This is a genomic window from Sphaerotilus sp. (assembly GCF_031429695.1).
GTDB lineage: Bacteria > Pseudomonadota > Gammaproteobacteria > Burkholderiales > Burkholderiaceae_C > Sphaerotilus.
Genome location: NZ_JANPAB010000011.1, coordinates 1 through 26,226, shown reverse-complemented (window position 1 = coordinate 26,226; position 26,226 = coordinate 1). Strand labels below are relative to the sequence as shown.

At 66.9% G+C, this 26,226-nt stretch carries 28 protein-coding genes and 1 pseudogene; 6 read left to right on the top strand and 23 right to left on the bottom strand.

Annotated features, from left to right (window positions below; translation table 11 throughout):
• Positions 1-4 precede the first annotated feature (4 nt).
• On the bottom strand, positions 5-853 hold the full coding sequence (gene panC, locus RMP06_RS02500; RefSeq protein ID WP_310460231.1) for a pantoate--beta-alanine ligase: 849 nt from the start codon (positions 851-853) through the stop codon (positions 5-7).
• A gap of 28 nt (positions 854-881) precedes the next feature.
• Positions 882-1,739, bottom strand: a complete 858-nt coding sequence (panB, locus tag RMP06_RS02495) for a 3-methyl-2-oxobutanoate hydroxymethyltransferase (RefSeq protein WP_310460199.1) — start codon at positions 1,737-1,739, stop codon at positions 882-884.
• A 138-nt stretch (positions 1,740-1,877) separates the two neighbouring features.
• On the opposite strand from panB, the gene RMP06_RS02490 reads away from it, so the two are divergent.
• Positions 1,878-2,477: a DUF938 domain-containing protein gene (locus tag RMP06_RS02490; RefSeq protein WP_310460198.1), complete on the top strand. Its 600-nt coding sequence runs from the start codon at positions 1,878-1,880 to the stop codon at positions 2,475-2,477.
• Positions 2,478-2,496: 19 nt separating this feature from the next.
• Here RMP06_RS02490 and RMP06_RS02485 read toward each other — a convergent pair whose 3' ends face one another.
• From RMP06_RS02485 to RMP06_RS02470, 4 genes and pseudogenes are all read right to left on the bottom strand, one after another.
• Positions 2,497-3,297: an alpha/beta fold hydrolase gene (locus RMP06_RS02485; protein ID WP_310460197.1), complete on the bottom strand. Its 801-nt coding sequence runs from the start codon at positions 3,295-3,297 to the stop codon at positions 2,497-2,499.
• A gap of 20 nt (positions 3,298-3,317) precedes the next feature.
• The gene (locus tag RMP06_RS02480) at positions 3,318-4,145 is read right to left on the bottom strand and encodes a proteasome-type protease (RefSeq protein WP_310460196.1); all 828 of its coding nucleotides are present in this window, start codon (positions 4,143-4,145) and stop codon (positions 3,318-3,320) included.
• Positions 4,142-6,757, bottom strand: coding sequence for a DNA mismatch repair protein MutS (gene mutS, locus RMP06_RS02475; protein ID WP_310460230.1), 2,616 nt, complete (start codon positions 6,755-6,757; stop codon positions 4,142-4,144). Before mutS ends, RMP06_RS02480 begins: the two co-directional genes overlap by 4 nt.
• 413 nt (positions 6,758-7,170) lie before the next feature.
• Positions 7,171-8,005: pseudogene (locus tag RMP06_RS02470) on the bottom strand (inositol monophosphatase family protein); the annotation flags it as partial.
• A gap of 179 nt (positions 8,006-8,184) precedes the next feature.
• Between RMP06_RS02470 and RMP06_RS02465 the strand changes: the two are divergent.
• From RMP06_RS02465 to RMP06_RS02450, 4 genes are all read left to right on the top strand, one after another.
• Positions 8,185-8,919, top strand: a complete 735-nt coding sequence (locus RMP06_RS02465) for an RNA methyltransferase (RefSeq protein ID WP_310460195.1) — start codon at positions 8,185-8,187, stop codon at positions 8,917-8,919.
• Positions 8,920-8,926: 7 nt separating this feature from the next.
• On the top strand, positions 8,927-10,030 hold the full coding sequence (locus RMP06_RS02460; protein ID WP_310460194.1) for an acyltransferase family protein: 1,104 nt from the start codon (positions 8,927-8,929) through the stop codon (positions 10,028-10,030).
• 75 nt (positions 10,031-10,105) lie between these two features.
• Positions 10,106-10,885: a serine O-acetyltransferase gene (gene cysE / locus RMP06_RS02455; protein ID WP_310460193.1), complete on the top strand. Its 780-nt coding sequence runs from the start codon at positions 10,106-10,108 to the stop codon at positions 10,883-10,885.
• 148 nt (positions 10,886-11,033) lie between these two features.
• The gene (locus RMP06_RS02450; protein ID WP_310460192.1) at positions 11,034-12,626 is read left to right on the top strand and encodes a right-handed parallel beta-helix repeat-containing protein; all 1,593 of its coding nucleotides are present in this window, start codon (positions 11,034-11,036) and stop codon (positions 12,624-12,626) included.
• A gap of 16 nt (positions 12,627-12,642) precedes the next feature.
• On the opposite strand, the gene mog is transcribed toward RMP06_RS02450, so the two are convergent.
• Both mog and yjgA read right to left on the bottom strand, forming a co-directional pair.
• Positions 12,643-13,266, bottom strand: coding sequence for a molybdopterin adenylyltransferase (gene mog / locus RMP06_RS02445; protein WP_310460191.1), 624 nt, complete (start codon positions 13,264-13,266; stop codon positions 12,643-12,645).
• Positions 13,259-13,882, bottom strand: a complete 624-nt coding sequence (yjgA, locus tag RMP06_RS02440) for a ribosome biogenesis factor YjgA (protein ID WP_310460190.1) — start codon at positions 13,880-13,882, stop codon at positions 13,259-13,261. Before yjgA ends, mog begins: the two co-directional genes overlap by 8 nt.
• 61 nt (positions 13,883-13,943) lie before the next feature.
• On the opposite strand from yjgA, the gene pmbA reads away from it, so the two are divergent.
• Entirely contained in the window at positions 13,944-15,329 is a 1,386-nt protein-coding gene (pmbA, locus tag RMP06_RS02435) for a metalloprotease PmbA (protein WP_310460189.1), read from the top strand.
• A gap of 27 nt (positions 15,330-15,356) precedes the next feature.
• Here the strand turns inward: pmbA and RMP06_RS02430 are convergent, their stop codons facing one another.
• The 15 genes from RMP06_RS02430 to RMP06_RS02360 all read right to left on the bottom strand — a co-directional run bounded on the left by RMP06_RS02430 (position 15,357) and on the right by RMP06_RS02360 (position 25,935).
• Entirely contained in the window at positions 15,357-16,109 is a 753-nt protein-coding gene (locus tag RMP06_RS02430) for an SDR family NAD(P)-dependent oxidoreductase (protein ID WP_310460188.1), read from the bottom strand.
• Between the two features lie 7 nt (positions 16,110-16,116).
• Complete coding sequence (denD, locus tag RMP06_RS02425; protein ID WP_310460187.1) at positions 16,117-17,145, bottom strand: D-erythronate dehydrogenase; 1,029 nt, start codon at positions 17,143-17,145, stop codon at positions 16,117-16,119.
• Positions 17,142-17,933, bottom strand: coding sequence for a FadR/GntR family transcriptional regulator (locus RMP06_RS02420; RefSeq protein WP_310460186.1), 792 nt, complete (start codon positions 17,931-17,933; stop codon positions 17,142-17,144). The genes denD and RMP06_RS02420 overlap by 4 nt, the downstream gene beginning before the upstream one ends.
• Positions 17,930-18,445, bottom strand: a complete 516-nt coding sequence (locus RMP06_RS02415; protein WP_310460185.1) for a gluconokinase — start codon at positions 18,443-18,445, stop codon at positions 17,930-17,932. The genes RMP06_RS02420 and RMP06_RS02415 overlap by 4 nt, the downstream gene beginning before the upstream one ends.
• Before the next feature lie 11 nt (positions 18,446-18,456).
• A complete protein-coding gene (locus RMP06_RS02410) occupies positions 18,457-19,512 on the bottom strand; it encodes an ABC transporter ATP-binding protein (RefSeq protein ID WP_310460184.1) in 1,056 nt (351 codons plus the stop codon).
• Positions 19,513-19,527: 15 nt separating this feature from the next.
• Positions 19,528-20,385: a carbohydrate ABC transporter permease gene (locus tag RMP06_RS02405; protein ID WP_310460183.1), complete on the bottom strand. Its 858-nt coding sequence runs from the start codon at positions 20,383-20,385 to the stop codon at positions 19,528-19,530.
• A gap of 7 nt (positions 20,386-20,392) precedes the next feature.
• A complete protein-coding gene (locus RMP06_RS02400; protein WP_409050081.1) occupies positions 20,393-21,259 on the bottom strand; it encodes a carbohydrate ABC transporter permease in 867 nt (288 codons plus the stop codon).
• A gap of 11 nt (positions 21,260-21,270) precedes the next feature.
• The gene (locus RMP06_RS02395) at positions 21,271-22,653 is read right to left on the bottom strand and encodes an ABC transporter substrate-binding protein (RefSeq protein WP_310460182.1); all 1,383 of its coding nucleotides are present in this window, start codon (positions 22,651-22,653) and stop codon (positions 21,271-21,273) included.
• A 249-nt stretch (positions 22,654-22,902) separates the two neighbouring features.
• Positions 22,903-23,352: an addiction module antidote protein gene (locus tag RMP06_RS02390; RefSeq protein ID WP_310460181.1), complete on the bottom strand. Its 450-nt coding sequence runs from the start codon at positions 23,350-23,352 to the stop codon at positions 22,903-22,905.
• Between the two features lie 11 nt (positions 23,353-23,363).
• Positions 23,364-23,942: a dihydrofolate reductase family protein gene (locus RMP06_RS02385; RefSeq protein WP_310460180.1), complete on the bottom strand. Its 579-nt coding sequence runs from the start codon at positions 23,940-23,942 to the stop codon at positions 23,364-23,366.
• Positions 23,943-23,956: 14 nt separating this feature from the next.
• Entirely contained in the window at positions 23,957-24,283 is a 327-nt protein-coding gene (locus tag RMP06_RS02380) for an addiction module antidote protein (RefSeq protein ID WP_310460179.1), read from the bottom strand.
• Positions 24,284-24,350: 67 nt separating this feature from the next.
• Positions 24,351-24,686, bottom strand: a complete 336-nt coding sequence (locus tag RMP06_RS02375; RefSeq protein ID WP_310460178.1) for a type II toxin-antitoxin system HicB family antitoxin — start codon at positions 24,684-24,686, stop codon at positions 24,351-24,353.
• Positions 24,683-24,832 carry a hypothetical protein gene (locus RMP06_RS02370; RefSeq protein WP_310460177.1) on the bottom strand — a complete coding sequence of 50 codons (150 nt, stop codon included), beginning with the start codon at positions 24,830-24,832 and terminating at the stop codon, positions 24,683-24,685. The genes RMP06_RS02375 and RMP06_RS02370 overlap by 4 nt, the downstream gene beginning before the upstream one ends.
• 175 nt (positions 24,833-25,007) lie before the next feature.
• Entirely contained in the window at positions 25,008-25,508 is a 501-nt protein-coding gene (locus RMP06_RS02365; protein WP_310460176.1) for a hypothetical protein, read from the bottom strand.
• Positions 25,509-25,572: 64 nt separating this feature from the next.
• Positions 25,573-25,935: a hypothetical protein gene (locus tag RMP06_RS02360; protein ID WP_310460175.1), complete on the bottom strand. Its 363-nt coding sequence runs from the start codon at positions 25,933-25,935 to the stop codon at positions 25,573-25,575.
• Positions 25,936-26,226: the final 291 nt, after the last annotated feature.

Genomic DNA, 26,226 nt, shown 5'->3' with positions numbered 1-26,226 from the left:
GGACTCAGATTTCCAGGTTGTCGATCAACCGTGTCGCACCCAGCTTGGCCGCCGCCAGCGCCACCAGCGGCGTGCCTTGCGCCAGATCGTCTGCGGTCGGTGCCAGCAGGTCGGCACGGCGGCGCAGCGTCATGTAATCGGGTTTCCAGTCGCGGGCGGCCATCGTCGCCATGGCGCGGGATTCGATCGCCGCCACGTCCTGTTCGCCGGCCTGGACCGCCACCTGCATCGCCTGCAGCGCGATCGACAGTTGCACCGCCTCGGCGCGCTCGACCTCGCTCAGGTAGCCGTTGCGCGACGACAGTGCCAGGCCATCCCCCGCCCGCGCCGTGTCGCCCGCGATGATGCGCACCGGCATCGCGAACTGCTCCACCATGCGCCGGATCACCATGAGCTGCTGGTAGTCCTTGCGGCCGAACACCGCCACCGACGGCTGCACGCACTGCAGCAGCTTCATCACGACGGTACACACGCCCGTGAAGAACCCCGGCCGGAAATGCCCTTCCAGCAGATCGGCCAGCGCCGCGTCGGGCACCACCTTGAACGTCTGCGGTGCGGGGTACAGCTCGCGCTCGTCGGGCGCGAACACGAGGTCGCAGCCGGCACCTTCGAGCAATTCGCAGTCGCGTGCCAGCGTGCGCGGGTAGCGATCGAAGTCCTCGTTCGGGCCGAACTGCAGGCGGTTCACGAAGATGCTGGCGACCACCAGCACGTCCGGACCGACCAGTGAACGCGCCTGCCGGATCAGGCTCAGGTGGCCATCGTGGAGGTTGCCCATCGTCGGCACAAAGGCGGGGCGGGCGCTGTCGGCCAGTGCGGCGCGCAGTTCGGCGAGGGTGTGGAGAACACGCATGGTCATGGTTCAGGCTGGGACGTCGGGGTCAGGCGGCGGCGTAGGCGTGGGCGATCCGGTCGGGGAAGCTGCTGTCCTTCACGGCGGCGACGTAGCGGCGCAGTGCGTCCTCGATGCTGCCGCCTTCGGCCATGAAGTTGCGGACGAAGCGTGGCAGCTTGCCGCGGGTGACGCCCAGCATGTCGTGCAGCACCAGCACCTGACCGGCAGTGTCCGGGCCGGCGCCGATGCCGATGGTGATCATCGCGGGGTTGTCGGTCTGCACGGCAGCGGCCACGGCAGTCGGCATCAGCTCCAGCACCATCATCGCTGCGCCCGCGTCGGCAAGTTCCTTCGCGTGGCGCCGCAGAAGGGCTGCGCTGTCGGCATCGCGGCCCTGCACGCGGTAGCCGCCCAGCGCATGCACGCTCTGCGGCGTCAGGCCCAGGTGCGCACACACCGGCACGCCCCGATCGACCAGGTAGCGCACCACCTCGGCCGTCCAGCCCCCGCCTTCGAGCTTGACCATCTGTGCGCCGGCCTGCATCAGCGCGGTGGCCGAGGCCATCGCCTGTGCCACACCCTGCTGGTAGCTGCCGAAGGGCAGGTCGGCCACCAGCCAAGCCGCGCCACCGCCCTGCAGCCCGCTGGCCACGCAGCGCGTGTGGTAGACCATCTCGTCCAGCGTCACCGGAATGGTACTGCTGTGGCCCTGCAGCAACATGCCCAGCGAGTCACCGACCAGCAGCGTGTCGAGTCCGGACTCGTCCGCCAGACGCGCGAAGGTGGCGTCGTAGGCGGTCAGCATGGTGACCTTCTCCCCTCGTGCGTGCATCGCGCGCAGGGAATGCAGGGTGGCAGGCTTGCGGCTGTTCGAGTTCGAGGCGGGCTGGGCGTGAACGCTCATCAGGGTCTCCAGGCGAATATTTTTCAGGTTCGGACCCCCGTTTTGCAGAGGTCTGAGGCATTCTAGTCAGCCTTGCTGCACTGCAGCAGTGATACTTTCCGGTGTGCCAGCTTCCATCCATTGACCGATGTTCTCACCATGACCGTCGATAAGCCCTTTGCACCCGCCTGTGACCGCAACCGCGAACCCATCCTCGCGGTGCTGCGGGCCTTGCTGGCCGATCGACACACGGTGCTGGAGGTGGGCAGCGGCACCGGGCAGCACGCGGTGCATTTTGCTGCAACGCTCCGGCACCTGCGCTGGCAGACATCCGATGTGCGCGCGAACCTCCCCGGCATCTGCCTGTGGCTCGCCGACGCGGCGCTGCCGAACACGCCTGCGCCGCTCTGTCTGGATGTCGCTGGTGCTTGGCCGACGGTGCAGTACGACGCCGTCTACACCGCCAACACCCTGCACATCATGGGCTGGACGGAGGTGCAGGCCTTCTTCGAGCGTGTGGCCTCGGTGCTGACGCCGGGCGGGCTGGTGATCGCCTACGGCCCGTTCAAGTACCTGGGCGAGCACACCAGCGCCAGCAACGCCGCGTTCGACGTCTCGCTGCGCGCGTCGGACCCACAGCGGGGCGTGCGCGAATTCGAGCTGGTCGATGCGCTGGCCCGTGCGGCAGGGCTGGAACTGGTCGAGGATCGGGCGATGCCGGCGAACAACCGGTGCGTGGTCTGGCGGCGCGTGGGCTGAACGGTGCCGCCGGCTGCGCCTAGAACGTGCCGATCAGCGCCAGCACGCGCTCTGCCGTCTCGGTGGGGTGTTCCAGCGCGAACAGATGCGTGCCTTCGATCCACTCGAAACGCTCGCGCACCAGCGCCCGCGTTGCCGCCAGCCCGACTTGACGCACCTCGCGTGACTGCGTGCCACCGATGAAGGCCACCGGAAAGCGCGGCGGATGGCGGCGCAGCACGTCCGCCAGGTTGTGCGCCAGCGTGTTGTAGATGCGCGCTTCGATCTGGCGGTCGAAGGCGAGCTGCACGCCGCCTTGCGGTGTGGATTCGAGCCCGGCGTGCAGGTAGTCCTCCAGCGCGAGCGGATCCCAGCGGGCGAAGACGTGCTTGGCTGCGAAATGTGCCCGGGCCTCGTCCACCGAATCCCAGTGGTGGCGCCGACGCGCCGCGGTCTTGCCCGGTGAGACACGCTGGATGAGCCGCGTCGCCTTGGCGACGCGCACGCTGTGTGCTTTCCAGCCGGCCAGCACCGGTGAGTCCAGCAGCACCACGGCCCGCGCCAGGTCCGGCCGCTTCAGCGCCGCCTTCAGGCTCAGGAAGCCGCCCAGGGAGTGCCCGACAAAGACCACCGGCGCGTCCAGCGCCAGTCCGTCCACGAAGTCGATCAGCTGGTCGCGCAATCGCGGCCAGTTGCTAGTCACCGGGTAATGCGGGTCATGGCCGAATTTCTCGACCGCCTCGACCTGCCAGCCCGCCGCACGCCAGTGCGCGAACAGCCGGGCGTACGTTCCCGCAGGAAAGCTGTTGCCGTGGCTGAAGACAATGACGCCGGGCTGCATGGTGGTGGCTCCTGGCTGGGTCAGACGATGCGCTCGCCCGGGTGGGTGATCTTGCGCATGGATTCGTAGCGGTCGGACTCCTGCATCAGCGGGAACTCGGCGGCATCGCCGTTCCACGCCGGGTCGTCGATGCCCTCGAACACCTCGCGCAGGCGCTGGCCCCAGGTGTCGTGGATCATCTTGAAGTAGGGGTTCTTGTCGTCGATGCAGACAATGCGGTCGGCCTTCAGCTCGCCGTTGCGGTAGACCAGCAGATCCAGCGGCAGGCCGACCGACAGGTTCGACTTCAGCGTCGAGTCCATCGACACCAGCGCGCATTTGGCGGCCTCGTCGAGCGGGGTGTCGGGCGTGAGCACGCGGTCGAGGATGGGCTTGCCGTACTTGGACTCGCCGACCTGGAAGAAGCACGTTTCGCGGGTGGCCTCGATGAAGTTGCCGGCCGAATAGACCAGGAACAGCCGCATCGCCTCGTCGCCGATCTGGCCGCCGAAGATCATCGAGCAGTTGAAGTCGATGCCAGCGTTCTGGAGCGCCTTGCCGTCGGTTTCGTAGACGCGCCGCACCGCCGAGCCGAGCACGCGGGTCGCGTCGAACATGCTTCTGGCGTTCCAGATGGTGATGGGTTCGCTGCCGTCGGCCGCAGGGATCTTCTCGGTCTGCAGGATCTCGCGCACGCACTGCGAGATGCTCAGGTTGCCGGCCGACAGCAGCACCATGGAACGGTCGCCGGCCTTCTCGTAGACCATCATCTTGCGGAAGGTGCTGATCGCGTCGAGCCCCGCGTTGGTGCGTGAATCGGAGAGGAACACGAGACCGGCGTTCAACCGGATGCCGACACAGTACGTCATGGGGTGCGGGTGGCGAGAGCCTGGAGTTGATAGAGCGCGTCGAGCGCGGAACGTGGGGTGAGCGTATCAGGGTCGAGTGCGCGCAAGGCTTGCAGCACGTCGGCGGCGAGCGGGTCCGTCGGTACCGGCGCAACAGCCAGAGGCGGCGCCAGCGGAGCCGGTTCCGGCTCGGGCGCCGGGGCGAACAGGTCGATCTGCGCCTCGCCCGCGTGCTGCTGCGCTTCGAGCGTGTCGAGTGTCTGCCGCGCCTGCCGCAGGACGGCCGCCGGCATCCCCGCCAGCCGCGCCACCTGCACGCCGTAGCTGCGGCTGGCCGGCCCCGGCTCGATCGCGTGCAGGAAGACGATGTCGTCGCCGGACTCGGCCGCCGAGACGTGCATGTTCACGGCGTGGCGGTGGCGGGTGGGGAACTCGGTCAGCTCGAAGTAGTGGGTGGCAAAGAGGGTGAAGGCGCGGTTGCGGTCGTGCAGGTGCGTGGCGATCGCGCCGGCGAGTGCCAGGCCGTCGAAGGTCGAGGTGCCGCGGCCGATCTCGTCCATCAGCACCAGCGAGTGCTCGGTGGCGCTGTGCAGGATGGCCGCGCCCTCGGTCATCTCCAGCATGAAGGTGGATTGCGCGTTCGCGAGGTCGTCCGCTGCGCCGATGCGGGTGTGGATCGCGTCGATCGGCCCGAGGCGGCAGCGTGCGGCCGGGACATACGAGCCGGCCGCCGCCAGCAGCACGGTGAGCGCCACTTGCCGCATGAACGTGCTCTTGCCGCCCATGTTCGGGCCGGTGAGGATGACCATGCGCCGCGCCGAGTCGAGCCGGCAGTCGTTGGCGATGAAGTTGCCGCCGCCGGTTTCGGCCAAGCGGGCTTCGACGACCGGATGGCGGCCTTGTTCAATGTCGAGGCAGGGGTGCGAGACGAACTCGGGCGCGCACCAGTTCAGCGTCTGCGCCCGCTCGGCCAGCGCGGCGAGCGCGTCGAGGCTGGCCAGCGCCCGGCCGAGTTCGGACAGCGGGTTCAGGTGCGGGATCAGCGCGTCCAGCACCTGCTCGTATAGCCATTTCTCGCGGGCGAGCGAGCGTTCCTGGGCGGACAGCGCCTTGTCCTCGAACGCCTTCAGTTCCGGCGTGATGTAGCGCTCGGCGTTTTTCAGCGTCTGGCGGCGCAGGTAGTCGAGCGGCACCTTGTCCACCTGGCCGGTGGTGACCTCGATGTAGAAGCCGTGGACCTTGTTGTACTGCACGCGCAGGTTGTGGATGCCGGTGCGCGCCCGCTCGCGGGTTTCGAGGTCGAGCAGGAAGGTGTCGCAGTTGGTGGCGATGGCCCGCAGTTCGTCGAGTGCCGGGTCGAAGCCGCCGGCGATCACGCCGCCATCGCGGAGCAGCACGGCCGGCTCTTCGGCGATGGCACGGGTGAGCAGGTCGGCGATGGCGGCGTCCGGGGTCAGTGCGGCGTGCATTGCCTTCAGCAGCGGTGCGTCGTCCGGCACGCGCTGGCGCAGACCGGGCAGCGTCGCCAGCGTCTCGCGCAGGCCGGCGAGTTCACGCGGCCGGACCTGCCGCAGTGCCGTGCGGGCGGTGATGCGCTGCACGTCGCTGACGTGGCGCAAGGCATCGCGCAGTGGTTCGGCGGCGCGGGTGTCGATCAGCGCGGCGATGGCACCGTGGCGGCTGCGGGCGACGGCCCTGTCGCGCATCGGGTGCGTCAGCCACTGGCGCAGCGCCCGACTGCCCATGCCCGTGCGGCAGGTGTCCAGGAGCGACAGCAAGGTCGGCGCCGCCTCGCCGCGCAGCGTCTGCGTCAGCTCCAGATTGCGGTGCGTGGCGGGCGGCAGCTCCAGCAGCTCGCTGGCGCGCTCCACCGTCAGCGCGTTGACGTGCGACAGCGCGCGGCCTTGCGTGTGTTCGGCGTAGCCCAGCAGCGCGGCGGCGGCGGCGTGGGCGGCGTGCAGATCCTGCGCATTGAAGCCGGCCAGGTGCGCGACCTTCAACTGCTCGCGCAGCTTGCGCTCGCCGAGCGCCGGGTCGAACTGCCAGTGTGGTCGGCCGATCACCGGCACGGTGAGCTGGCGCAGCGCGGCGGGTCGCTTCTCGGCGTTCAGCTCGCCGCTGACCAGCACCTCGGCGGGCGACAACCGGGCCAGCCACGCGCCGAGTTCGCGTTCGCTGCACTCGGTCAATCCAAGCTGCCCACTGGCGAGCGCGAGCCATGCCAGCCCGAACACCTGCGCCGACCCGCTGCCGCGCACGGCCAGCGCCAGCAGCCGCGTGTCCTCGCGCTCGCTGAGCAGCTCGGTGTCGGTGATCGTGCCCGGTGTGACCACGCGCACCACCTTGCGCTCGACCGGCCCCTTGCTTGTGCCGACCTCGCCGACCTGCTCCGCGATCGCCACCGATTCGCCCAGCCGGATCAGCTTGGCGAGGTAGCTCTCCAGCGCCTGCACCGGCACGCCCGCCATCACCACCGGCTCGCCCGCGCTCTGGCCGCGGGTGGTGAGCGTGATGTCGAGCAGGCGGTGCGCCTTGCGGGCGTCGTCGAAGAAGACTTCGTAGAAATCCCCCATCCGGTAGAACAGGAGGGTGTCGGGGAAATCGGCTTTCAGGCCCCGGTACTGCTGCATCATCGGCGTGTGCTGGTCGGTGCTGGCCACGTCAGAACCTTCCGTCGCTCAGAACGGTGCGTCGTCGCGGCGGCTGCGCTTGCGCTCCGGTGCCGGCTCTTCCTTCGGCGGCATGTCTTCCTTCTTGATGCGCGTTGGCTTGCGGATCGTCACGACCGGGGCCGGTGCGGCGTCGGCATCGGGCATCGGCTCGAACGCAGCGGCCAGCGCGGCGGCGGGCGACAGCGGGATGTCGAACACCGGCTTCTCGGCGGCCTGCTCCGCGGCTTCCTCGGCGGCGAGTTCTGCCACCAGCTCGGGTTGCGTCTCGGCGATGAACACGTCCAGCGGTGTCAGTGTGGCTGCGCCGGTCGCGGTGGTCTTGGCGCGGACCTTGGTGGCACGGGTCTTGGGCGTGACCGGGGCCGACGACGTGACCACCGGGGCCGTGTCGTCCTCGGTGATCACGCGGGTGTACTGCGCCAGGATGGGCACCAGTTGCGCGTACACCTTGGGCGAGCCGGCCAGGATTTCACGTTGGTACAGAAAATCCGCCTCGCCCGTGAAGTTGCCGACCAGACCACCCGCCTCGGTGACGATCAGCGAGCCGGCCGCCACGTCCCAGGGGTGCAGCCCGGTCTCGAAGAAGGCGTCGTACCAGCCCGCCGCCACGTAGCACAGGTCCAGAGCCGCAGCCCCCGGTCGGCGCAGGCCGGCGCACAGCGGCATCAGCTCTTCCATGATCTTCATGTACCGCTTGAAGTTGTCGCCCTTGCGGAAGGGGAAACCGGTGCCGATCAGCGCGTCGGCCAGCCGGATGCGCTTGGACACGCGCAGGCGCTTGTCGTTCATGAAGGCGCCGCGGCCCTTGGTGGCATAGAACAGGTCGTTGCGGGCCGGGTCATAGACGACGGCCTGCTCGACCTTGCCCTTGAACGCCAGCGCGATCGACACCGCGTACTGCGGGAAGCCGTGGATGAAGTTGGTGGTGCCGTCGAGCGGATCGATGATCCAGACGTAATCGCTGGTCTGCGAGCCCATCGAACGGCCAGATTCCTCGGCGAGGATGGCGTGGTCCGGGTAGGCGGTCAGCAGGGTCTCGATGATGGTGCGCTCGGCCGCCTGATCGACTTCGGTGACGAAGTCGTTCGGCCCCTTGCTGGTGACGGTCAGGCGGTCGACGTCGAGACTGGCCCGGTTGATGATCGCTCCGGCCGCACGCGCGGCCTTGATGGCGATGTTGAGCATGGGATGCAAAGTGGTTTGCGACATGGCGGGGGGACTCCGGGGGACTCGAACGGCGGATGGCCGCGACGCGGTGCGCGTGGCGACGTGGCAAGGGGCTGGCGAAGAGAAAGAGCGGTGGTTCGCAAATGCGCTGAGCGTCTGCGGACCTAAGATAACCGTCCATTTTACGGTGCTTTGACCCCTTCATGCCAGACACGACACCCTTGCCACCCGATTCCACCCGCTTCGTCCTCGTCAACACCAGCCACCCCGGCAATGTCGGTGCCACGGCCCGGGCCATGAAGGTCATGGGGTTTTCCGAACTGGTGCTGGTCGCGCCACGCTTCGGGAACGTGCTCAGCCAGGAGGAAACGGTGGCGATGGCCAGCGGTGCAGCGGACATTCTCGTGCGGGCACGCATCGTGGCGACGCTGGAGGAGGCCCTCGACGGCGTGCAGGTCGCCTGCGCCACGGCAATGACCCCACGCGACTTCGGCCCGCCGACCGTGGCACCGCGGCCGTACTTCGAGGAACTCGCCGCCAGCGCGGCCAGTGTCGCCTTCGTCTTCGGCAGCGAGCGCTATGGCCTGTCCAATGAGGACGTCTACCGCTGCCATGTCTGCCTGTCGATCCCGACCCATCCGGACTACGGCTCGCTCAATCTGGCGCAGGCGGTGCAGTTGCTGTCCTACGATTGGCGGCAGGCGCTGGGCGGCTTCGAGGTCACGCCGCGCACCCGCGATCCACGGCTCGCGTCGGTGGACATGGTGCAGGGTGCGCTGGCGCATTGGGAGCAGGCATTGGTCCGCATTGGTTTCATGAACCCGGCCGTGCCGCGCAAACTGTTGCCAAGATTGAACCAACTGTGCAATCGGGCGCAATTGACAGCGGAAGAAATTCACGTTCTGCGCGGAATTGCAAAATCTGTCATCGAGTTCAAGGAAAAGGGACCGACATGATCCGGTAATGAACGCTGTCCCCCGTTTCCACCAGATCGATTTCCTCCGCGGCATGGCCTGCCTGGGCGTGGTCGCATTCCACTTCCTGCACCGCGGACAGCAGGGCGGCTGGCTGGTCGATCCGGTGCTGCCTTGGCTGCAGTCGGCCGCGTCGCTCGGGCACCTGGGGGTGCACCTGTTCTTCATGGTCAGCGGCTTCGTGATCCTGATGACGGCCGAAGGTGCAACGGTGCGGAGCTTCATCGCTTCGCGGGTGTCACGGTTGTATCCGGCGTTCTGGGTGGGGGTGCTGCTGACGGCAGCTGTGGCGTGGTGGTCGGGCAGCACGGTGTTTGCGGTGACGCCGGTGCAGGTGCTGGTCAATCTGACGATGGTGCCGCAGTGGGTGCAGGTCGAGTTCGTGGATGGGGCGTACTGGTCGCTCGCGGTGGAGTTGCAGTTCTACCTGCTGGTGATCGCGCTGCTGCATTTCGGCCAGATGCGCCGGGTCGAGTGGTGGATCGCGGCCTGGCTGCTCGTGTCCAGCGTCAACGCGGTGCGCCGCATGTATCCGCTGGAGTTCTGGCTTGATGCCCGTTGGGCGCCGCTGTTCGCCGCCGGCATGCTGTTCTACCGCATCAGCCGCAAGGGCTGGAACGGCCGGCGCTACCTGCTGCTGCTGTGGGCCTTCAGCCTGACGCTCTGGTATGGCTGGAGCGGGGCAGTGGAGTCGAAACTGGGTCACGAGGTGGTCGGTCTGGGGCTGCCGCTGGTGGTGGTGCTGTGTCTGACGCTGTTCCATGCGGTGTTCCTGGCCATCATCAGTGGATGGTGGACGGTGCGGGCCTCGCCACTGGTGTACTGGTTTGGCGCGCTGACTTACCCGGTTTACCTGCTGCACCAGAACATTGGCTACCTCGCACTGACTGCGCCGCTAGCGGTCTGGCAGGCCCTCGATTTCCACCTGCGCGTGCTGTTGGTGGTCGCCGGCGTGGTGGGGATGTCGTGGCTGGTGAACCGCTGGATCGAGCGGCCGCTGTCGAAGCGCCTGCGCGCGGCCATCGATCCGGCTGGAGCGCGCCGCCCCATGCGCAGCGCGCCGAAGTTGCGCCCGGGGGTTCTGGCGCGCTGACGCGGTGCACAGGGTCGGCGCGGTTTTTGCGCCGCGCCTACACTGGGCGTTCCTTGCCGTCCTGCCGAGTCCGCCATGTTCCGTCGTCTGAAAGAAGACATCGCCTGCATCCTTGAACGCGATCCGGCCGCCCGGTCGGTGTTCGAGGTGGTGACCTGTTACCCCGGCCTGCATGCGCTGTGGATCCAGCGGCTGGCGCACTGGTGCTGGGTGCGCGGGCTGCGCTGGCTCGGGCGTTTCCTGTCGCACCTGGGGCGCTTTTTCACGGGCATCGAGATCCATCCTGGCGCCACCTTCGGCCGCCGTGTCTTCATCGACCACGGCATGGGCGTGGTGATCGGCGAGATGGCCGAGGTCGGCGACGACTGCACGATCTACCAGGGCGTGACCCTGGGCGGCACGTCGCTGGTGAAGGGCGCCAAGCGGCACCCGACGCTGGGCAAGGGCGTGATCGTCGGCGCGCACGCGAGCGTGCTCGGTGGCTTCACGGTCGGAGACGGTGCGCGGGTCGGCTCGGGGGCGGTGGTGACCAAGCCGGTGCCGGAAGGCGCCACCGCGGTGGGCAACCCGGCGCGCATCATCGCTGCACAGCTCGACGCGCAGCGCGAGGCGGTCGCCGCCCGCATGGGCTTCTCGGCTTATGGCGTGACGCAGGGTGAAGACCCGGTCGCCCAGGCGATGAAGGGCCTGATCGACAGCGCCTCGGGCCACGAGCACCAGATCGCGCTGCTCTGGCAGGCGATCGAGAAACTCTCGACCCGCTCGCGCGAGCTGCCCGCAGACGCCTGCGTGCCGCAGGATGCCCACACCACCGAGCAGTTCGACGCCGAACGCTTGAACCGTTTGGTCAAGTAGCGCAATTTTCCGCTGGTACGCTAAAGCACCGGCCAAGGTGGCCGGGCGTTTTTCGCGGTAACTTACGTCCTGATACATCACGGTACCAGGACAGTTCATGCATTCAGGTCGATCCAGGATCGGCAGGCGTCTCCTAGTCGGCGCCAGTTTGTTCGTCCTTGCGCTGATGCAGCTTGGCTGCGGAGGCGCCGAGGCCGAGGCGGGGGCTGATGACTCCGGCGTGGCGGCTTTGTCTGCGTCCACCATCGAGCCGATGACGGCGGCTTTTGCCCAGCCGGACGAGCGGCCGCTGGTGGCTTGGCCGGCCTGTGTGCCATCCGGGCAGGGCACCGACTACGCGGTCGGCCCCGGGCAGGCGCTGACGGCGCTGGACCAGGTGCCCTGGGAGCGCCTCGCACCGGGTGACACGGTGCGCATCCACCACAGCGCCACCCCGTACCACGGCAAGTTCCTGCTGGCCGCCCACGGCACGGCGGCCAAGCCGGTGCGCATCTGCGGCGTGCGTGGCCCGAACGGCGAACGGCCGGTGATCGATGGCCAGGACGCCACGACCCGCAGTGCGCTGGTCGCCGCCTTCGCGGGCAATGGCAGCGAGATCTTCCAGAGCCGCGCCATCGTCATGGTCAAGTCGCTGGCGTCGGATGCCTGGACCGACCGGCCGTCCCATGTCCAGATCGACGGGCTGAAGATCACCCGGGCCCACCCGAGCTACCGCTTCCGCGATGCGGCCGGCGTTGCACAGACCTATGCGGACTTCGGCGCCTGCCTCTGGATCGACCGCGGTGACCACATCACCATCGCCGACAACGAGCTGAGCGACTGCGTCATGGGCGTCTTCAGCCGTTCGTCCGACGACGGCAGCGGCGCGGTCACCGAGAACCTGCGCCTCGTCGGCAACGTGATCCGCGGCAACGGGCTGGCCGGCAGCGAGTCGGAGCACAACACCTACACCCAGGGCCTGGGTGTCGTGATCGAACACAACGTCTACGGCCCGCTGCGCGCTGGCGCCCGTGGCAACGCGATCAAGGACCGCTCGGCAGGACTGGTCGTGCGCTACAACCGCATCGAGGAGGGCGCGCACGCCATCGACCTGGTCGAGGCCGAGGACTTCCCTCTGCTCGCGCTGTCCCGGGCCGACTACCGCACGACGCTGGTCTACGGCAACCAGATCCGCAAGAACGGCGACACCGGCAGCGTCATCCACTACGGCGGTGACCACTACGGCAGCACGCTCGGCGCACTCTGGGGCGAGCCGATCTTCCGCAAGGGGGTGCTGCAGTTCTTCCACAACACGGTGATCGTCACCGGCAGCGGCGCAGCGGTCTTCCAGCTCTCCACCACGGAAGAACGTGCGGAGGTGTGGAACAACGCCATCGTCTTCGCCAGCACCGTGGCCGAGAAGAGTCTGCGCGCGGGCCAGTCGGTGCAGCCACCCTGGGTCACCGGCGGGATCGTCCACCTCGGGCGCAACTGGCTGTCAGTCGGCTGGCAGGACATCGACCAGTGGCACACCCTGACGGGGCAACTGCTGACGGCCGCCGCGCAGACCGTGGGGCTGCGCTCGCCGCTGGTGGCGGGTGGCTGGGTGCCGCTGCCGGGCAGTGCGCTGGTGGATGCCGCCACGGCCGCACCGGCGGGCCTCGCCGCGGTGCCGGTGCTCTGGCAGCTCGATGCGGTCGGGCGCACACAGGCGCGGGTGTCGAAGGGCGCGGCGCCGGACCTCGGCGCCGTCGAGCAGTGAACCCGCGGCCGCTGACTCAGCCGCGCGCCGGGCGCTGCGCCGTCTTGGGCCGGAACGCCTTGCAGACGGCGTCGCGCGTTTCCAGGTATGGCCCGCCGATCAGGTCGATGCAGTAGGGCACGGCCGCGAAGATCCCCGGGCACGGCGGCACCGCGTTCGGCAGGCCTTCCAGCGTCTCGGCGATCGACTTGGGCTGGCCTGGCAGGTTCAGGATCAGCGCGTTGCCGCGGATCACCGCCACCTGCCGCGACAGGATCGCCGTCGGCACGAAGCGCAGGCTGATCTGGCGCATCTGCTCGCCGAAGCCGGGCATCACCTTGTCGGCCACCGCCAGCGTGGCCTCAGGCGTCACGTCGCGCAGCGCGGGGCCGGTGCCACCCGTGGTCAGCACGAGGTCGCACTGGTTCACGTCGACCAGATCCCGCAGCGCGGCGCTGATGCCGTCCTGCTCGTCGGGGATGAGCCGCGTCACCCAGGTGACGGGGTTGTGCAGGGCGCGGGCCATCCACTCCTGCAGGGCCGGGATGCCCTTGTCCTCGTAGACGCCGCTGCTGGCCCGGTCGCTGACCGAGACGAGGCCGATGCGCACCGGCTCGGGGGGCGGCAGGGCGGCGACGGCCGAGGTGGTGGGGTCACTCATCGTCGTCTTCCTCGCCAGTGTCCTGGTCGGCCAGCTCATCCGCCTTGGCGGCGGCTTCGAGCGCGGACTTGATGCGCTGGAACAGGTCGCGGTAGGCGCGGCCCTTGCGCTCGGCCGTGCCCTCGGCAGGCAGGGCGGCGGCGGCGAGCTGGTCCTTGCGGGCGTTGCGGATCAGCGTGCGCAGGTCTTGTGCGTCGGTGTCGGGGTGTTCGCTCATCCACTGGGTGAGCGCGTCGTCCTCGGCCAGCAGGCGCTCGCGCCAGCGCTCTGCCGTGTGCAGCGCGAGGGTTTCCCGCGCGCCGGGCACCTTGAACGATGCCACCGCCTCGCGCAGCGGCTCGGCATCGACGCGGCGCATGAGCTTGCCCACGTACTGCCACTGGCGGCGGCGGCCCTCGTGCGAACGGGTGCGCTTGAGCTGCAGCAGCGCGTCGAGCAGGAACTCGGGCATGCCCATCGCGGTCAGGCGCGCGTCGGGCATCTCGATCAGCTCCTTGCCCAGCGCCTGCAGATCGTGCATCTCCTGCTTGAGCTTGGTCTTGCTCGGGCGGTCGGCGAAGTCGTCGTCGCGGGCCGGGGCGGCGGCGTCGTGGTCAAAGTGGTCGTTCGGGTGCATGGGCGGTGGGGGTTAGGACGACCGCTATGATACGAGCGACCACCACCGGCCCGACCCGTACATGACTGCCACGACTGCCACGACCCGTCCCGATTCCGGTTTCTCCTACACGCGGGACCAGTTCCGCACCCTGGTCGAGGACGCGCTGGCCCTGGCCAAGTCGCTCGGCGCGACCGACGCGGGCGTCGAGGTGTCCGAAGGCGCCGGCCTGTCGGTCTCGGTGCGCAAGGGCAAGATCGAGAACGTCGAGCGCAACCGCGACAAGGCGATCGGCGTGTCGGTCTACCTCGGCCAGCGCCGCGGCAATGCCAGCACCTCCGATTTCTCGCCCGCCGCGCTGCGCCAGACGGTGCAGGCCGCCTATGACATCGCCCGCTTCACCGCCGAGGACACCGCCGCCGGTCTGCCTGACCAAGGCGATCTGGCGCTGGGCTGGGCCGCGGACTGCGACCTGGACCTGTTCCACCCCTGGACAGTCAACGCCGAACAGGCGGCCGAACTCGCGCTGCGCTGCGAGGCGGCGGCCCTCGACACCGACGCGATGATCACGAACTCCGACGGCGCGGGCGTGTCGGCCCAGCAGTCGCATTTCTACACCGCCAACAGCCGCGGTTTCTGCGGCGGCTACGCCAGCTCGCGCCACTCGATCTCGGTCTCGCCGATCGCCGGCCGCGGGCGCGACATGCAGCGGGACTCGTGGTACAGCTCGATGCGTGACGCCGCCGACCTGGCCTCGCCCGAGTCCGTCGGCCGCTACGCTGCACAGCGTGCGCTGTCGCGCCTGAAGAGCCGCAAGATCCCGACCGGGCCGATGCCGGTGCTGTTCGAATCGACGGTGGCGGCCGGGCTGCTCGGTGCCTACGTGCAGGCCACCAGCGGCGGTGCGCTCTACCGCAAGGCGACGTTCCTGCTGGACAGCCTGGGCAAACCGGTGTTCCCGGACCACATCGACATCGACGAAGACCCGCACATCCTGAAGGCCAAGGGCAGCGCCCCGTTCGACGACGAAGGCGTGCGGACCCAGGCGCGCAAGGTGGTCGATGCCGGGGTGACGCAGGGCTACTTCCTGTCCAGCTACTCGGCGCGCAAGCTTGGCCTGAAGACCACCGGCCATGCGGGCGGCTCGCAGAACCTGCACCTGCGCAGCCGCCTGACCGCCGCGGGTGACGACCTGGAGGCCATGCTGCGCAAGCTCGACCGCGGCCTGTTCGTCGTCGAGCTGATGGGGCAGGGCGTCAACTACGTGACGGGCGACTACTCGCGGGGAGCGGCCGGCTTCTGGGTCGAGAACGGCCGCATCGTGCATCCGGTCGATGAAGTCACCATCGCCAGCCACCTGGGCGAGATGTTCAAGGGCATCGTCGCCATTGGGGCGGACGAGTACACGATGGGCAGCAAGACGATCGGCTCGGTGCTGGTGGACCGGATGATGGTCGCCGGGAGCTGAGTCCGGCGCACTGCTGCGGTCAGCGGGTCAGTAGGTGGCTCGCCCGCCGGTGATGTCGAACACCCCGGCGGTCGTGAACGAACAGTCCTCGCTGCACAGCCACGCCACCATCGCCGCGATCTCGTCCGGCTGCACGAAGCGGCCCATCGGGATCTTGCCGAGCATGTAGTCGATCTGCTGCTGCGTCATCTGGTCGAACATCGCCGTCTTGGCCACGGCCGGCGTGATCGCGTTGACCAGCACGCCGGTTTGCGCCAGTTCCTTGCCGAGCGACTTGGTCAGCGCGATCAGGCCGGCCTTGGAGGCGCTGTAGTGGCTGGCGTTGGGATTGCCCTCCTTGCCGGCGACCGAGGCGATGTTGACGATGCGGCCCCAGCCCCGCGCCACCATGCCCGGCACCACGGCGCGACAGGTCAGGTAGGGCGCCACCAAGTTCACCTCCAGCACGCGGCGCCACACCTCGGGCGACAACTCCCAGGTCGGGCCGTTGCCGCCGGTGATGCCGGCGTTGTTGACGAGGATGTCCAGGCTGCCGTGGTCGGCGACCGTGCGCGCTGCGGCGTCGGCCACGGCGGCTTCGTCGGTCAGCTCCACCGCCATTCCATGGCATGGCCCGAGCGCCGACAGCGCCGCACAGCTCGCAGGCAGGCGCGCCGCGTCCGCATCCCACAGCACGACGGTTGCGCCCGAGCGCAGCAGCCGCTCGGCGGTGGCATAGCCGATGCCCTGGGCACCGCCGGTGATGACGGCGACGCGGCGGTTCAGATCGATCTGGTTCATGTGCGGGTCAAGCCTGTGCGGGGTCCATGCCTTGCAGCGCGGTGGGGTGGTCGGCATGGTCGGCGATGTACTGCCGGATGATGTCCTCGAACGAGGCTTCGGGCTGCAGCCCCAGCCGACTGGCACGCTCGGCGGTCGAGCCGGCCGGCCAGCGCGCCACGATCCCGGCGATGCGCTCGTCCCGCTCGAAGCGCACCCGCGCCCGCACCGCCGGCCCCGCGACCGCTTCCAGCGCGTCGAGCATCTGTGCCACCGTCAGGTTGAGCGCAGGCAGGTTCAGCGCCGTGCGTCCGCCGAACTCGGCGCGGCTGCACTCGAACACGCGGATCAGCCCCTCCACCGTCGCCCGCGGCGAGGTCAGCGGGTGCGACACGTCCGGATCGACCGGGCAGACCGCCTCCAGCCCCGCCAGCGGCTCGCGCACGATGCCGCTGAAGAACGACGACGCCGCGCCGTTGGGTCGGCCGGGGCGCACCGTGACCGTCATCAGCCGGGCAGCACGGCCGTCAATGAAGCCCTTGCGCGTGTAGTCGGCGATGAGGTGCTCGCAGAGGTGCTTCTGGATGCCGTAGCTGGTCTGCGGCGTGGGCAGCGTGGCGTCGGTGACGAGGGCGGGCATCGGGTGGTCATCGTCCGGGCCGAACACTGCCACCGAGCTGGCGAACACCAGCCGCGTCGGGGCATCGCCCTGCTGCACGACCCGGTGGCGCAGCGCGTCGAGCAGCGCCCGCGTCGAGTCGAGGTTGGACGCCATGCCGAGGTCGAAATCCAGCTCGCACTCGCCCGACACCGCCGAGGCGAGGTGGAACACGCCGTCGAACGCCGTGGCGTCGTCGCGCAGCGCGGCGACCTGCGCCAGCAGCGGGCCAGTGCGGGCCTCGACACGGGCGTCGGCGAGCAGGTCGGGCGGTGGCGGGAACAGGTCGGTGAGCACGAGGCGCTGGATCGTCTGACCGGCGAGCGTGCCGCGGGCCAGCAGCGTGCGGGCCAGACGGGCGCCGAGGAAGCCGGCGGCGCCGGTGATGAGCAGGTTCATGGCGGTGTGACGGTGTTGGGATTGGGGCGGCGAGGCGGACGGGGTGCCTTGAGCGGCGAGGCTTGCGCGACCAGTGACGGCAGCGCCCGCCGGGAGGCCAGCACCTCCTGCATGTCCGCGTAGGCGCCGTCGATCAGCACCAGTGCGGCGCGTTCGGCGGCATCGGGGTTGCGGGCAATCACCGCGTCGAGCACGGCGCGGTGCAGCGGCAGCGACTGCGCCGGCCCGTCCTGCTTGGCGGTGGACAGCTCGAAGCTGGTGCGCAGCAGTGCGCCAAGCGCCTTGCTCATCTGCACCAGCATCCGGTTGTGGCAGGCGCGCAGCAGGCCCTGGTGGAAGCGCAGGTCGTGGGTCACGTAGTCGCCGCCGTGCTCGATGGCGTGTTTCATGCCGGTGAAGGCAGTCTCGATCTCGGCGAGATCGTCCGCCGTGGCGCGCTCGGCGGCGATGCGCACCGCAGCGGGTTCCACCACCCGGCGCAGCTCCTGCAAGTCGCGCAGGAACTCGCGCGACAGCCCGACCCGCGTGTGCCAGTGGACGACCGACTGGTCGAACCAGTTCCACTGATCCGCCGGCAGCACGCGCGTGCCCACCTTCGGCCCAGTGCTGAGCAAGCCCTTGGCGACCAGTGACTTGACGGCTTCGCGCACCACGGTGCGGCTCACGCCGAGTTCATCGCCCAGCAGCGGCTCGGGCGGGAGCGCGCTGCCAGGGGCGTAGCGGCCGGCGACGATGGCCTCGCCCAGCAGGTCGAGGGTGTGACCGGAAACGTTCTTGATCGGGTTCATGGGCCGCGAGCGTAGCGCAGCGCCTCGGCCAGCAACGCCTCGGGTGGGTGGGCGAGGTCGAGCACCAGCGCACCCTCGTCGGCGTCGGGCGGCTCCAGCGTGGCCAACTGGCTCGGCAGCAGCGTGGCGGGCATGTAGTGGCCGGTGCGCCGCGCCATGCGCTCGGCGAGCAGGGCCGGATCGCCGTGCAGGTGGACCAGGCGCAACCCCGGTGCCGCGGCACGCAGCCGGTCGCGGTAGATCCTGCGCAAGGCCGAGCAGGTCGCCACGGTGCCGCTGCCCTCGGTCTGGGCTTGCGCCAGCGCCTGGCCGATCCGGTCGAGCCAGCCGGCGCGGTCGGCGTCGGTCAGCGGCGTGCCGGCGGCCATCAGCGCGACATTGCGCGGCGGGTGCAGCTCGTCACCTTCGACATAGGGCACGCCAAGCGCCTGCGCCAGTGCCTGACCGAGCGTGGACTTGCCGCAGCCCGACACCCCCATCACGACGACGACCGGGAGCGGGGCAGCGGTCATCGGCGCGGGGGTCACAGGCGCTGCTGCGACCGGCTGTCGAAGACGTGGGCCTTGCTGGCATCGACCGCCAGGTAGACGGTGTCGTCCGGCTGCACCTCGGTGCGGTCGTGGATGACGACGACCAGCTGCGCACCGCCCACCTGCACCAGCAGCTCGGTCTCGGCGCCCGTCGGCTCGACCACGATGACACGGGCCGCGATGCCCTGCGGCACCAGCGACAGGTCGGTCGGGCGGATGCCGTAGTGAACGCCCGTGCCATCGGCAGCGCGCGCGGCATCCGGTGGCAGCGGCCAGCTTGCACCCAGCGCCTCGACCGTGTTCCCGCGCACCGTGCCGCTGAAGACGTTCATGGACGGCGAGCCGATGAACTGCGCGACAAACAGGTTGCTCGGCCGGTCGAACAGCTCCAGCGGCGTGCCGATCTGCTCGACCAGCCCGTCGTGCATCACCACGATGCGGTCGGCCATCGTCATCGCCTCGATCTGGTCGTGGGTGACGTAGACGGTGGTGGTCTTGAGCCGCTGGTGCAGCGCCTTGATCTCCGCCCGCATCGCCACGCGCAGCTTGGCGTCGAGGTTGGACAGCGGCTCGTCGAACAGGAACACCTTCGGATCGCGCACGATCGCCCGACCCATCGCCACGCGCTGGCGCTGGCCGCCGGAGAGTTCGCGGGGATGGCGGTCGAGCAGGGCGTCGAGGTTGAGGATCTTGGCGGCGTCGGTGACGCGGCGGTCGATCTCGGACTGCGGCGCATTGCGCAGGCGCAGGCTGAAGCCCATGTTCTCGCCGACCGTCATGTGCGGGTACAGCGCGTAGCTCTGGAAGACCATCGCGATGTCGCGGTCCTTGGACTCCAGCTCGTTGACGACCGTGCTGTCGATCAGCACCTCGCCATCGGTGATCTCTTCCAGTCCGGCGAGCATCCGCAGCAGGGTCGATTTGCCGCAGCCCGAGGGGCCGACGAGCACGACGAACTCGCCGTCGGTGATGTCGAAGCTCAGGCCGTGGATGACCTTGACCTTGTTGCCGTAGGTTTTCTGGACGTTGCGAAAGGAGACGGATGCCATCGGTGTGTTCTCGGTTCAGCTTTTCACTGCGCCAGCCGTCAGGCCGGACACCATGTACCGCTTGAAGGCGTAATAGATCGCGGCCGGCGGCAGCGCGTAGACCAGCCCGGTGGCCATCAGCAGCTCCCAGGGCGAGTCGTCCGCCGCCAGGAAGTTGCCGAGGGCCACGGACAGTGTCAGGTCAGCCTCGTTGGACAGCAGCAGGAAGCCGTAGAGGTACTCGTTCCACGCCAGCAGCAGCGCGTAAGTCCCGACGGCCACCAGCGACGGCACCATCAGCGGCAGGTAGACGAGCCGGAACAACTGCATCGGGGATGCGCCATCAATGCGCGCCGCCTCGTCCAGCTCCCACGGCAGCTTGTCGGATGCCTGCTTGAGCACCCAGATGCAGTAGGGCGAGGCGATCGTCACCATCGCCAGGATCAGCGACCAGCGGTTGTTCAGCAGGCCGTAGGTGGCCATCGTCTTGTACATCGGCACGGCGAGGAAGGCCGCGGGGATGAAGTAGGTCATCAGCGCCAGGTTCATCACCGTGCGCCCGCCGCGCACCTTCAGCCGGCTGATCGAGAACGCCGCGCAGGTCGCCACGAACAGCGTGAGTGCGCCCACCGAGACGGAGATGAACAGCGAGTTGCCGAGCTGCTGCCAGAAGTGGTGCAGGTAGAAATGCTTCTGGTTGAAGACCACGTCGAAGTTGGACAGCGTCGGGTCTTGTGGCCACAAACGACCGGAGGTGGCCTTGTCGCGCGGCGAGATCGCGAACAGCACCAGGTGGTAGATGGGGATCAGCGTCCACAGCAGCACGGGGATGCCGACCAGCAGCAACTGCGCCTCGCGGCTGATGGACTTCAGGGTGAAGCGGGCGCGGCTCATGGATGGCTCACTTGGACAGTCGTTTCATCATCACCCACACCAGCGGCAGCACCAGCGGCAGCGCCACCACCAGCGAGGCCATCGCCAGATCGATCTGGTCCAGCCGCAGGTAGCGGATGCCCAGCGTCGCCAGCACGTGCGTCAGGTCGGCAGGCCCGCCGCCGGTCAGCAGGTAGACGCTGTTGAAGTCGCCCAGCGTCCAGATCATCGACAGGATGGTGCAGGTCAGGTACAGATCCTTCATCGCCGGCCAGGTGATGAAGCGGAATTTCTGGCCGCGGGTGGCGCCGTCCACGCTCGCCGCCTCGTACTGCTCACCGGGAATCGCCAGCCGCCCCGCCACCAGGATCAGCGTCCAGAACGGCAGCGATTTCCAGATGTGCATCAGCATCGCGAAACTCAGCCCGAGCGTCGGATCGTTGAGCCAGTTCGGCCCGTCCAGCCCGGTCAGGCGGAAGATGGTGCTGTTGATCACGCCCCACTCGGGGTTGAGCATGAAACGCACCGACAGGATGGTCGGGATCGACGGCACGGCCCACGGCAGGATGAAGACCATCGAGACGATCTTGATCCACCAGCGTGTCTGCACGAAGAAGCCGGACAGCCCCATCGCCACCACCATCTTCACGTTGACCGCCACCACCACGAAGATGAGCGTGTTGAGGGCGGTGCGGTAGAAGATCGGGTCGTCCAGCAGGCGCACGTAGCTGTCCGGGTGGCGGGCAAGCCAGAGCCCGTAGCCGACCGGATAGAGCACGAACACCAGGAACACCAGCACGTAGGGCACCAGCAGGGCGCGGCCCCACAAGGTCCAGGTGCTGAGACCCGGTCGCGTCCGGGGGGACGCGGCGGCAGAAGCGATGGCAGCAGTCACGGCGAGGTCTCTCAGCTACCGGCGACGGCCTTGATGCGGGCGATCATCTCGTCCACGGCCTTGTCCACTGGCACCTTCTCGTTGAGCACGCGGTTCATGGCCTTGGCCCAGACGTTCTCGTTGTTCAGCACCGTGAACTTGTAGTTCTTGGTGAACTCGAACGGCACCGTGCCGGCCTTGAACTGGTTGTAGACGGTCACGCGGTGCGGATCGGTCTTCCAGAACGCGCTTTCCTGCGCCGCCTTGGTGACGGGGAACCAGCGGCCCAGCGAGCCTTCCACGTACGGCGTCAGGTTGGCCTCGTCGAGCAGGAAGGCCACGAACTTCTTGGCCATGGCCTTGTTCTTGGCGTCCTTGAAGATCACGCCCGTCTTGACGGCGGCGCGGTACTGCATCTTCGTGCCGTCCGGCTTGGTCGGGAAGGCCGAGGTGGCGATCAGCTCGGTGTAGTTCTTCTTGGCCTCGGCGCGCTGCGCATCGGTCAGCGTGGCGTTGGTCGAGTCGTCGAGCCACTTGGCGACGATGGAGATCGTCGCGTTGTGGGTCAGCGCGATGGTCTTGTTGTGGAAGGCGACGTTGTTGTCCGGGTCTTTCCAGTTGGTGGACGACGGCGGCGTGCAGCCCTTGGTGTAGACCGAGGTGTAGTCGGTGTCGGCGTTGTTCAGGCCCTGGCGAACGGCCGGGTCATCGACCAGCAGCTTGCCGGAGTCGTTGACCAGCTTGACGTTGTGCGCGTCCATGAAGGTCAGGAACGAGAAGAACGAGTCGCTCGAATCCACGCCCATCGGGAAGCCGGTGCCGAAGGCGCGCTTGCCGGTCTTCTGGCGGTAGCCGGTCTGGACCTTCTCGCACCAGAAGTTCCAGTAGTCCTTCCAGCCGGTCGGGATGTCGCTCTCCTTGTAGCCCGCGTCGGCCAGCATGTCCTTCCAGTACTGGATGTGCATGGTCTGCTGCTTGATCGGGAAGGCGTAGTACGCGCGCTTGCCGCCTTCGGCGTTGTTCAGCAGGAAGGTGGTGGACAGCGCCTGCGCCTCGAACTTGTTGCGCAGCGGGTCGATGATGGACGAGACATCTTCGAGCTTGCCGTCATAGGCCCACTTGGCCGTGACCTGGAAGTCGTACACGTCGCCATAGGCCACGTCGGGCGGGTTGCCGGCGTCGAGCGCGGCGACCGACTTCGGGATCATTTCCTGGGGCGCGTAGAGCGACAGCTCGATCTTGACGCCCTTGTTCTTGGCCTCGAACTTCTTGATCGCGTTGAACAGCGCGTCGTCCTCGGACTTGTAGTAGCCCTTGCCCCACCAGACGGTGAGGGTTTCATCCGCTTGTGCTGGCGCCATCGCGACCAGCGCGGCGGCGGCGAGGGTGCCGGTCATCCATGTCTTGAATTGCATGTGCCTGTCTCCTGGCGTCGGTCATGGTGAGGAAAAGTGGCGTTATCGTATGATGAATGATGACGTGTGGTTAACGGGGAATCCCGTAAGGGTCGGCCGCAGGTCACACCCACGACCGCGCTGCCGCCACCGCCGTCATCCTCGCGAAGGCGAGGAGCCACGCCGGTAGCTACCGGGGGCTGCGAGTGTGGATGGGTGGCTCTGTGGAGCTATCGGCCGCGGGACGGCTTCAAGTTGCGGGGCATGTGTTCATGCCGTGCCTGCGTGCAACCTGATCCCCAGGGCCGTGACGATTTTCAGAACGGTGGCGAAGCTGGGATTGCTCGTCTCACGCAAAGCCCGGTAGAGGGCGTACCGGCTCAACCCGGCGTCCTTGGCAACTTGCGCCATGCCGCGAGCGCGTGCCACGTCTCGGACGGCGGCCAGAAATACGCTGGGATCGGCATCTCGCAGGGCGGCCGTGAGGTATTCGGCCTGACGGTCCAAAGCCGCTGTTCGCTGCTCTATTCGGAATCTGATGGCGTCACTCGCGCTTGCCGTGCTGATGGGATGGTGCGTGCGCTCGTAGACCTCGATCCGCGTGGCCAGCGCCTGCATTTCAGCAAATTCCGGTGTTCCTTCTTCTGCCTGGAAGATGGCTTCCAGTCGCTTGAAGGCGTCTTGAAGATCGGCTTCGCTTTGGATCGGCTGGGTCTGCATGGCGTTGCCTTTTATCGGTGATCACTGCTCTCGGGTCGCTTGGGCACCTGATAGCGCAACTCCGCAAACCCCGTCCCCATCTGCCGGACGGACGCCAGCGTCAGCGGCGGCTGGGTGATCCGGCGTGGAAAGATCGGCTTGCCCTTGCCGAGCGTGACGGAGCCGACTTGCGCGATGATTTCGTCCAGCAGTCCGGCATCGAAGAACTGCCCTGCCAGATCGCCACCGCCGACGATCCAGAGATTCTTGTCGTCTCCGGCGGCGCTGCGCATGGCGGCGTGGACGGGCCGCACGTCGCCTTGGACGAAACGCAGGTCGGCGCCGGGGATGGCGGGCAGCGTGCGGGTCGAGAATACCCAGGTGGGTTGGGTGTACGGCCATGCCGAGCCGGTTTCAGCGGTGACCGTCTGGGCGTGGCGCAGCATCCATTCGTAGGTGCTGGACCCCATCGCCAGGGCGCCGACCTCGGCGATGAAGGCCGGGTAGCCCGTTTCGTTGATGTCACCCAGCGGGAACAGCCAGTCGAGGGAGTCGTCTTCGGTGGCGATGAAGCCGTCGAGGCTGGAGGCGGTGTAGAACTGGGTTTTCATGGCGGAACTCCAGTTCACGCCCGGACTGTTGTTCCTGCGTGCAATCCAATCCCCAAGGCTTGGGTGACTTTCATGATGGTGGCAAAGCTGGGATTGCCGTTTTCGCTGAGCGCCTTGTAGAGGCTTTCGCGGCTCAGTCCCGCGTCCTTGGCGACTTGTGACATGCCCTTGGCGCGGGCGATGTCGCCGAGCGCACGGGCAATGCCGGCGATGTCGTCGGGCGCTTCGGTCAGCCAGGCGTCGAGATAGGCGGCCATCTCCTCGGGGGTACGCAGTTGTTCTGCGACATCGTAGTCAACCGTTCGAGTGACCGTGGCGGCGTTGTGGGTGGACTTGGGCATGGCCGTTACTCCTGGAGATTTCGAGCGAGTTCCAGTGCCAGTGCAATGTCTTGCCGCTCGATTGGCTTCAATGCGGTTGAGCAGCCGACTGGATGACTTCCGTTGCCCACTGGTTGAGGCTTTTCCCTGCTGCTTCCGCTGCCACGAGTGCGGCACCGTGGACCTGCGGCGGCACACGCAGCATGAGTTTCCCGGAGGCCGGTTTTTCTGGTTTGATGCCCTGTGCCTGACAGTCGTTCAGGAAGTCCTCAATGGCTGCCTCGAATTCGCGACGTACTTCCGAGACGGTTTCCCCGTGGAAACTGATGATGGCGCGGATACCGAGCACCCGGCCGACGAGGATGTTGTCCCGCTCGTCGTAGTCGATGCGGGCGGTATAGCCTTTGTGTTGCATGGTGTTCATGGGCGCACTCCAATTCGTTCCAGCAGTTCGCGAATCTCCTCGACCTGATACCGCTTGGCCTCTTTGCCGGGGTGTGGGCGGTGGCAGCGCCACTGTTCGTTGGCGATGATGATCTTGACCCTTGACCCGCGAGCCTTCACGCTCATGCACTTCACCGCCGAGGGCCACCAGCAGCGCCTCGATGTCGGCAAAGACGATCGTGGCCGAAGTCGGTTTGGCGAAGAGGGCGCGGAGCGTTTTTCGGTGTCTGGTGTTCACCGTGTGATGCTAGCGAAAAGTGATTGCATTCACAAGTCTGGCGTCTGTCGCTGTGCGGGATGTTCAGATCGCGTCAAGCACTTGATTTCGCTCATGATCGGATACTTCTGCCAGCAAATTCAGGAAGAGATCGCGGTCAATCTTGTGGCCTCGGCTGCTGGCTCGGTTGTCGATCCAGTACCAACCCGGCGTGTCGATGCCTTTGTAGAAGTGGCGTGTCCGGGTGCTGGGGCCGTCTTCGGTGGTGGTGGTTCTTGTGGTGGTCGGGCCGCCGGCGTCGAGGTCCACGAGGATGATTTTGTCGTGCGGGCCTTTGATGTCGATGCGACCGTTGGCGCCGAGGATGGATGCGCCGATGGGGGTGACATCAGCAATGTGGGTGCCGTCTTTTGTGGTTATTTTTAGCTGGTCTGTCTGGTAGTGGCCATATTCTTCTTCCGAAATGGTGATGGGTGTTCTCTGGGATGACAGGTTTTCGCTGGCGCACCAGGATTCAATTTCTGAGAAGAGTTGATGCACCTTTTCCAGGAAGCTTTGCAATTCGGTGTGAGTGCGGGGGTTCATGGTGGAGGTTATGATCATTGCTTCGGTAGTTTTGCTATTTTTATCCGGGTCACATGCGCTGTATTTATGTCGTGCTGTTAGATAGTTTCGAAACTATTTCTAATATATCTTTTGCAATTTTGACAATTGGGGTCGCAAAGTCGGTGACTTTATTGATGCGATCCACCACTTTTGCCATAGTGTCCTTGACTTTTTTTGGGTCTGGTTTGCTCTGGCGTGCTTCGTTTTCAACCTTGGTTAAGTCTTCACGAAGCTCATCTAGCTCATTTTGAGGGAGATTTTTTGCTTGTGCTTCGCATTCGTTTTTGAGGCGTTGAAGGGCTGCATCAATTCCAGATGATGTGGGTCCACCTGTTACTAGGGTGGACGATGTTGCATGCCCAACAATAATTGAGTTGGCGGCGTGACCTACATTTATTGTTACCATGATATTTCCTTTTTAAATTGAGCTGACAATGCTGTCCGTTACATTGCCACCGATGATATTTGAATTTTCGGCCTTCCCGACATTTATGGTTTTATTGTCAAAATTTAATACAATTTTTTCGTCGGTTGCTCGGGGCTGACTCATGATGCTTGTTATTAACAGTCTAACTAAACACCACAGTTCCCAGTCGCATACCGGGTATGCGTATGCTCGAAATACGTCTTCACGAACTCACTGGACGCCTGCAGTTTGTTCATGAACTGCTCGGCCAGACGGCGCAGCATCGAATCA

Coding starts and splice junctions, on each gene's coding strand:
- RMP06_RS02395 (WP_310460182.1), bottom strand. CDS start 22,653: ATGCAATTCAAGACATGGATGACCGGCACCCTCGCCGCCGCCGCGCTG.
- RMP06_RS02480 (WP_310460196.1), bottom strand. CDS start 4,145: ATGACGTACTGTGTCGGCATCCGGTTGAACGCCGGTCTCGTGTTCCTC.
- yjgA (WP_310460190.1), bottom strand. CDS start 13,882: ATGCACCCGAACGACCACTTTGACCACGACGCCGCCGCCCCGGCCCGC.
- panC (WP_310460231.1), bottom strand. CDS start 853: ATGCGTGTTCTCCACACCCTCGCCGAACTGCGCGCCGCACTGGCCGAC.
- RMP06_RS02420 (WP_310460186.1), bottom strand. CDS start 17,933: ATGAACCCGATCAAGAACGTTTCCGGTCACACCCTCGACCTGCTGGGC.
- RMP06_RS02430 (WP_310460188.1), bottom strand. CDS start 16,109: ATGAACCAGATCGATCTGAACCGCCGCGTCGCCGTCATCACCGGCGGT.
- RMP06_RS02360 (WP_310460175.1), bottom strand. CDS start 25,935: ATGGTAACAATAAATGTAGGTCACGCCGCCAACTCAATTATTGTTGGG.
- RMP06_RS02365 (WP_310460176.1), bottom strand. CDS start 25,508: ATGAACCCCCGCACTCACACCGAATTGCAAAGCTTCCTGGAAAAGGTG.
- RMP06_RS02485 (WP_310460197.1), bottom strand. CDS start 3,297: ATGCAGCCCGGCGTCATTGTCTTCAGCCACGGCAACAGCTTTCCTGCG.
- denD (WP_310460187.1), bottom strand. CDS start 17,145: ATGAACCTGCTCATCACCGGCGCCGCCGGCTTCCTCGGCGCCCGTCTG.
- cysE (WP_310460193.1), top strand. CDS start 10,106: ATGTTCCGTCGTCTGAAAGAAGACATCGCCTGCATCCTTGAACGCGAT.
- RMP06_RS02460 (WP_310460194.1), top strand. CDS start 8,927: ATGAACGCTGTCCCCCGTTTCCACCAGATCGATTTCCTCCGCGGCATG.
- RMP06_RS02380 (WP_310460179.1), bottom strand. CDS start 24,283: ATGCCCAAGTCCACCCACAACGCCGCCACGGTCACTCGAACGGTTGAC.
- RMP06_RS02490 (WP_310460198.1), top strand. CDS start 1,878: ATGACCGTCGATAAGCCCTTTGCACCCGCCTGTGACCGCAACCGCGAA.
- panB (WP_310460199.1), bottom strand. CDS start 1,739: ATGAGCGTTCACGCCCAGCCCGCCTCGAACTCGAACAGCCGCAAGCCT.
- mutS (WP_310460230.1), bottom strand. CDS start 6,757: ATGATGCAGCAGTACCGGGGCCTGAAAGCCGATTTCCCCGACACCCTC.
- RMP06_RS02405 (WP_310460183.1), bottom strand. CDS start 20,385: ATGAGCCGCGCCCGCTTCACCCTGAAGTCCATCAGCCGCGAGGCGCAG.
- RMP06_RS02385 (WP_310460180.1), bottom strand. CDS start 23,942: ATGAAAACCCAGTTCTACACCGCCTCCAGCCTCGACGGCTTCATCGCC.
- mog (WP_310460191.1), bottom strand. CDS start 13,266: ATGAGTGACCCCACCACCTCGGCCGTCGCCGCCCTGCCGCCCCCCGAG.
- RMP06_RS02410 (WP_310460184.1), bottom strand. CDS start 19,512: ATGGCATCCGTCTCCTTTCGCAACGTCCAGAAAACCTACGGCAACAAG.
- pmbA (WP_310460189.1), top strand. CDS start 13,944: ATGACTGCCACGACTGCCACGACCCGTCCCGATTCCGGTTTCTCCTAC.
- RMP06_RS02370 (WP_310460177.1), bottom strand. CDS start 24,832: ATGAGCGTGAAGGCTCGCGGGTCAAGGGTCAAGATCATCATCGCCAAC.
- RMP06_RS02390 (WP_310460181.1), bottom strand. CDS start 23,352: ATGCAGACCCAGCCGATCCAAAGCGAAGCCGATCTTCAAGACGCCTTC.
- RMP06_RS02375 (WP_310460178.1), bottom strand. CDS start 24,686: ATGAACACCATGCAACACAAAGGCTATACCGCCCGCATCGACTACGAC.
- RMP06_RS02415 (WP_310460185.1), bottom strand. CDS start 18,445: ATGACCGCTGCCCCGCTCCCGGTCGTCGTCGTGATGGGGGTGTCGGGC.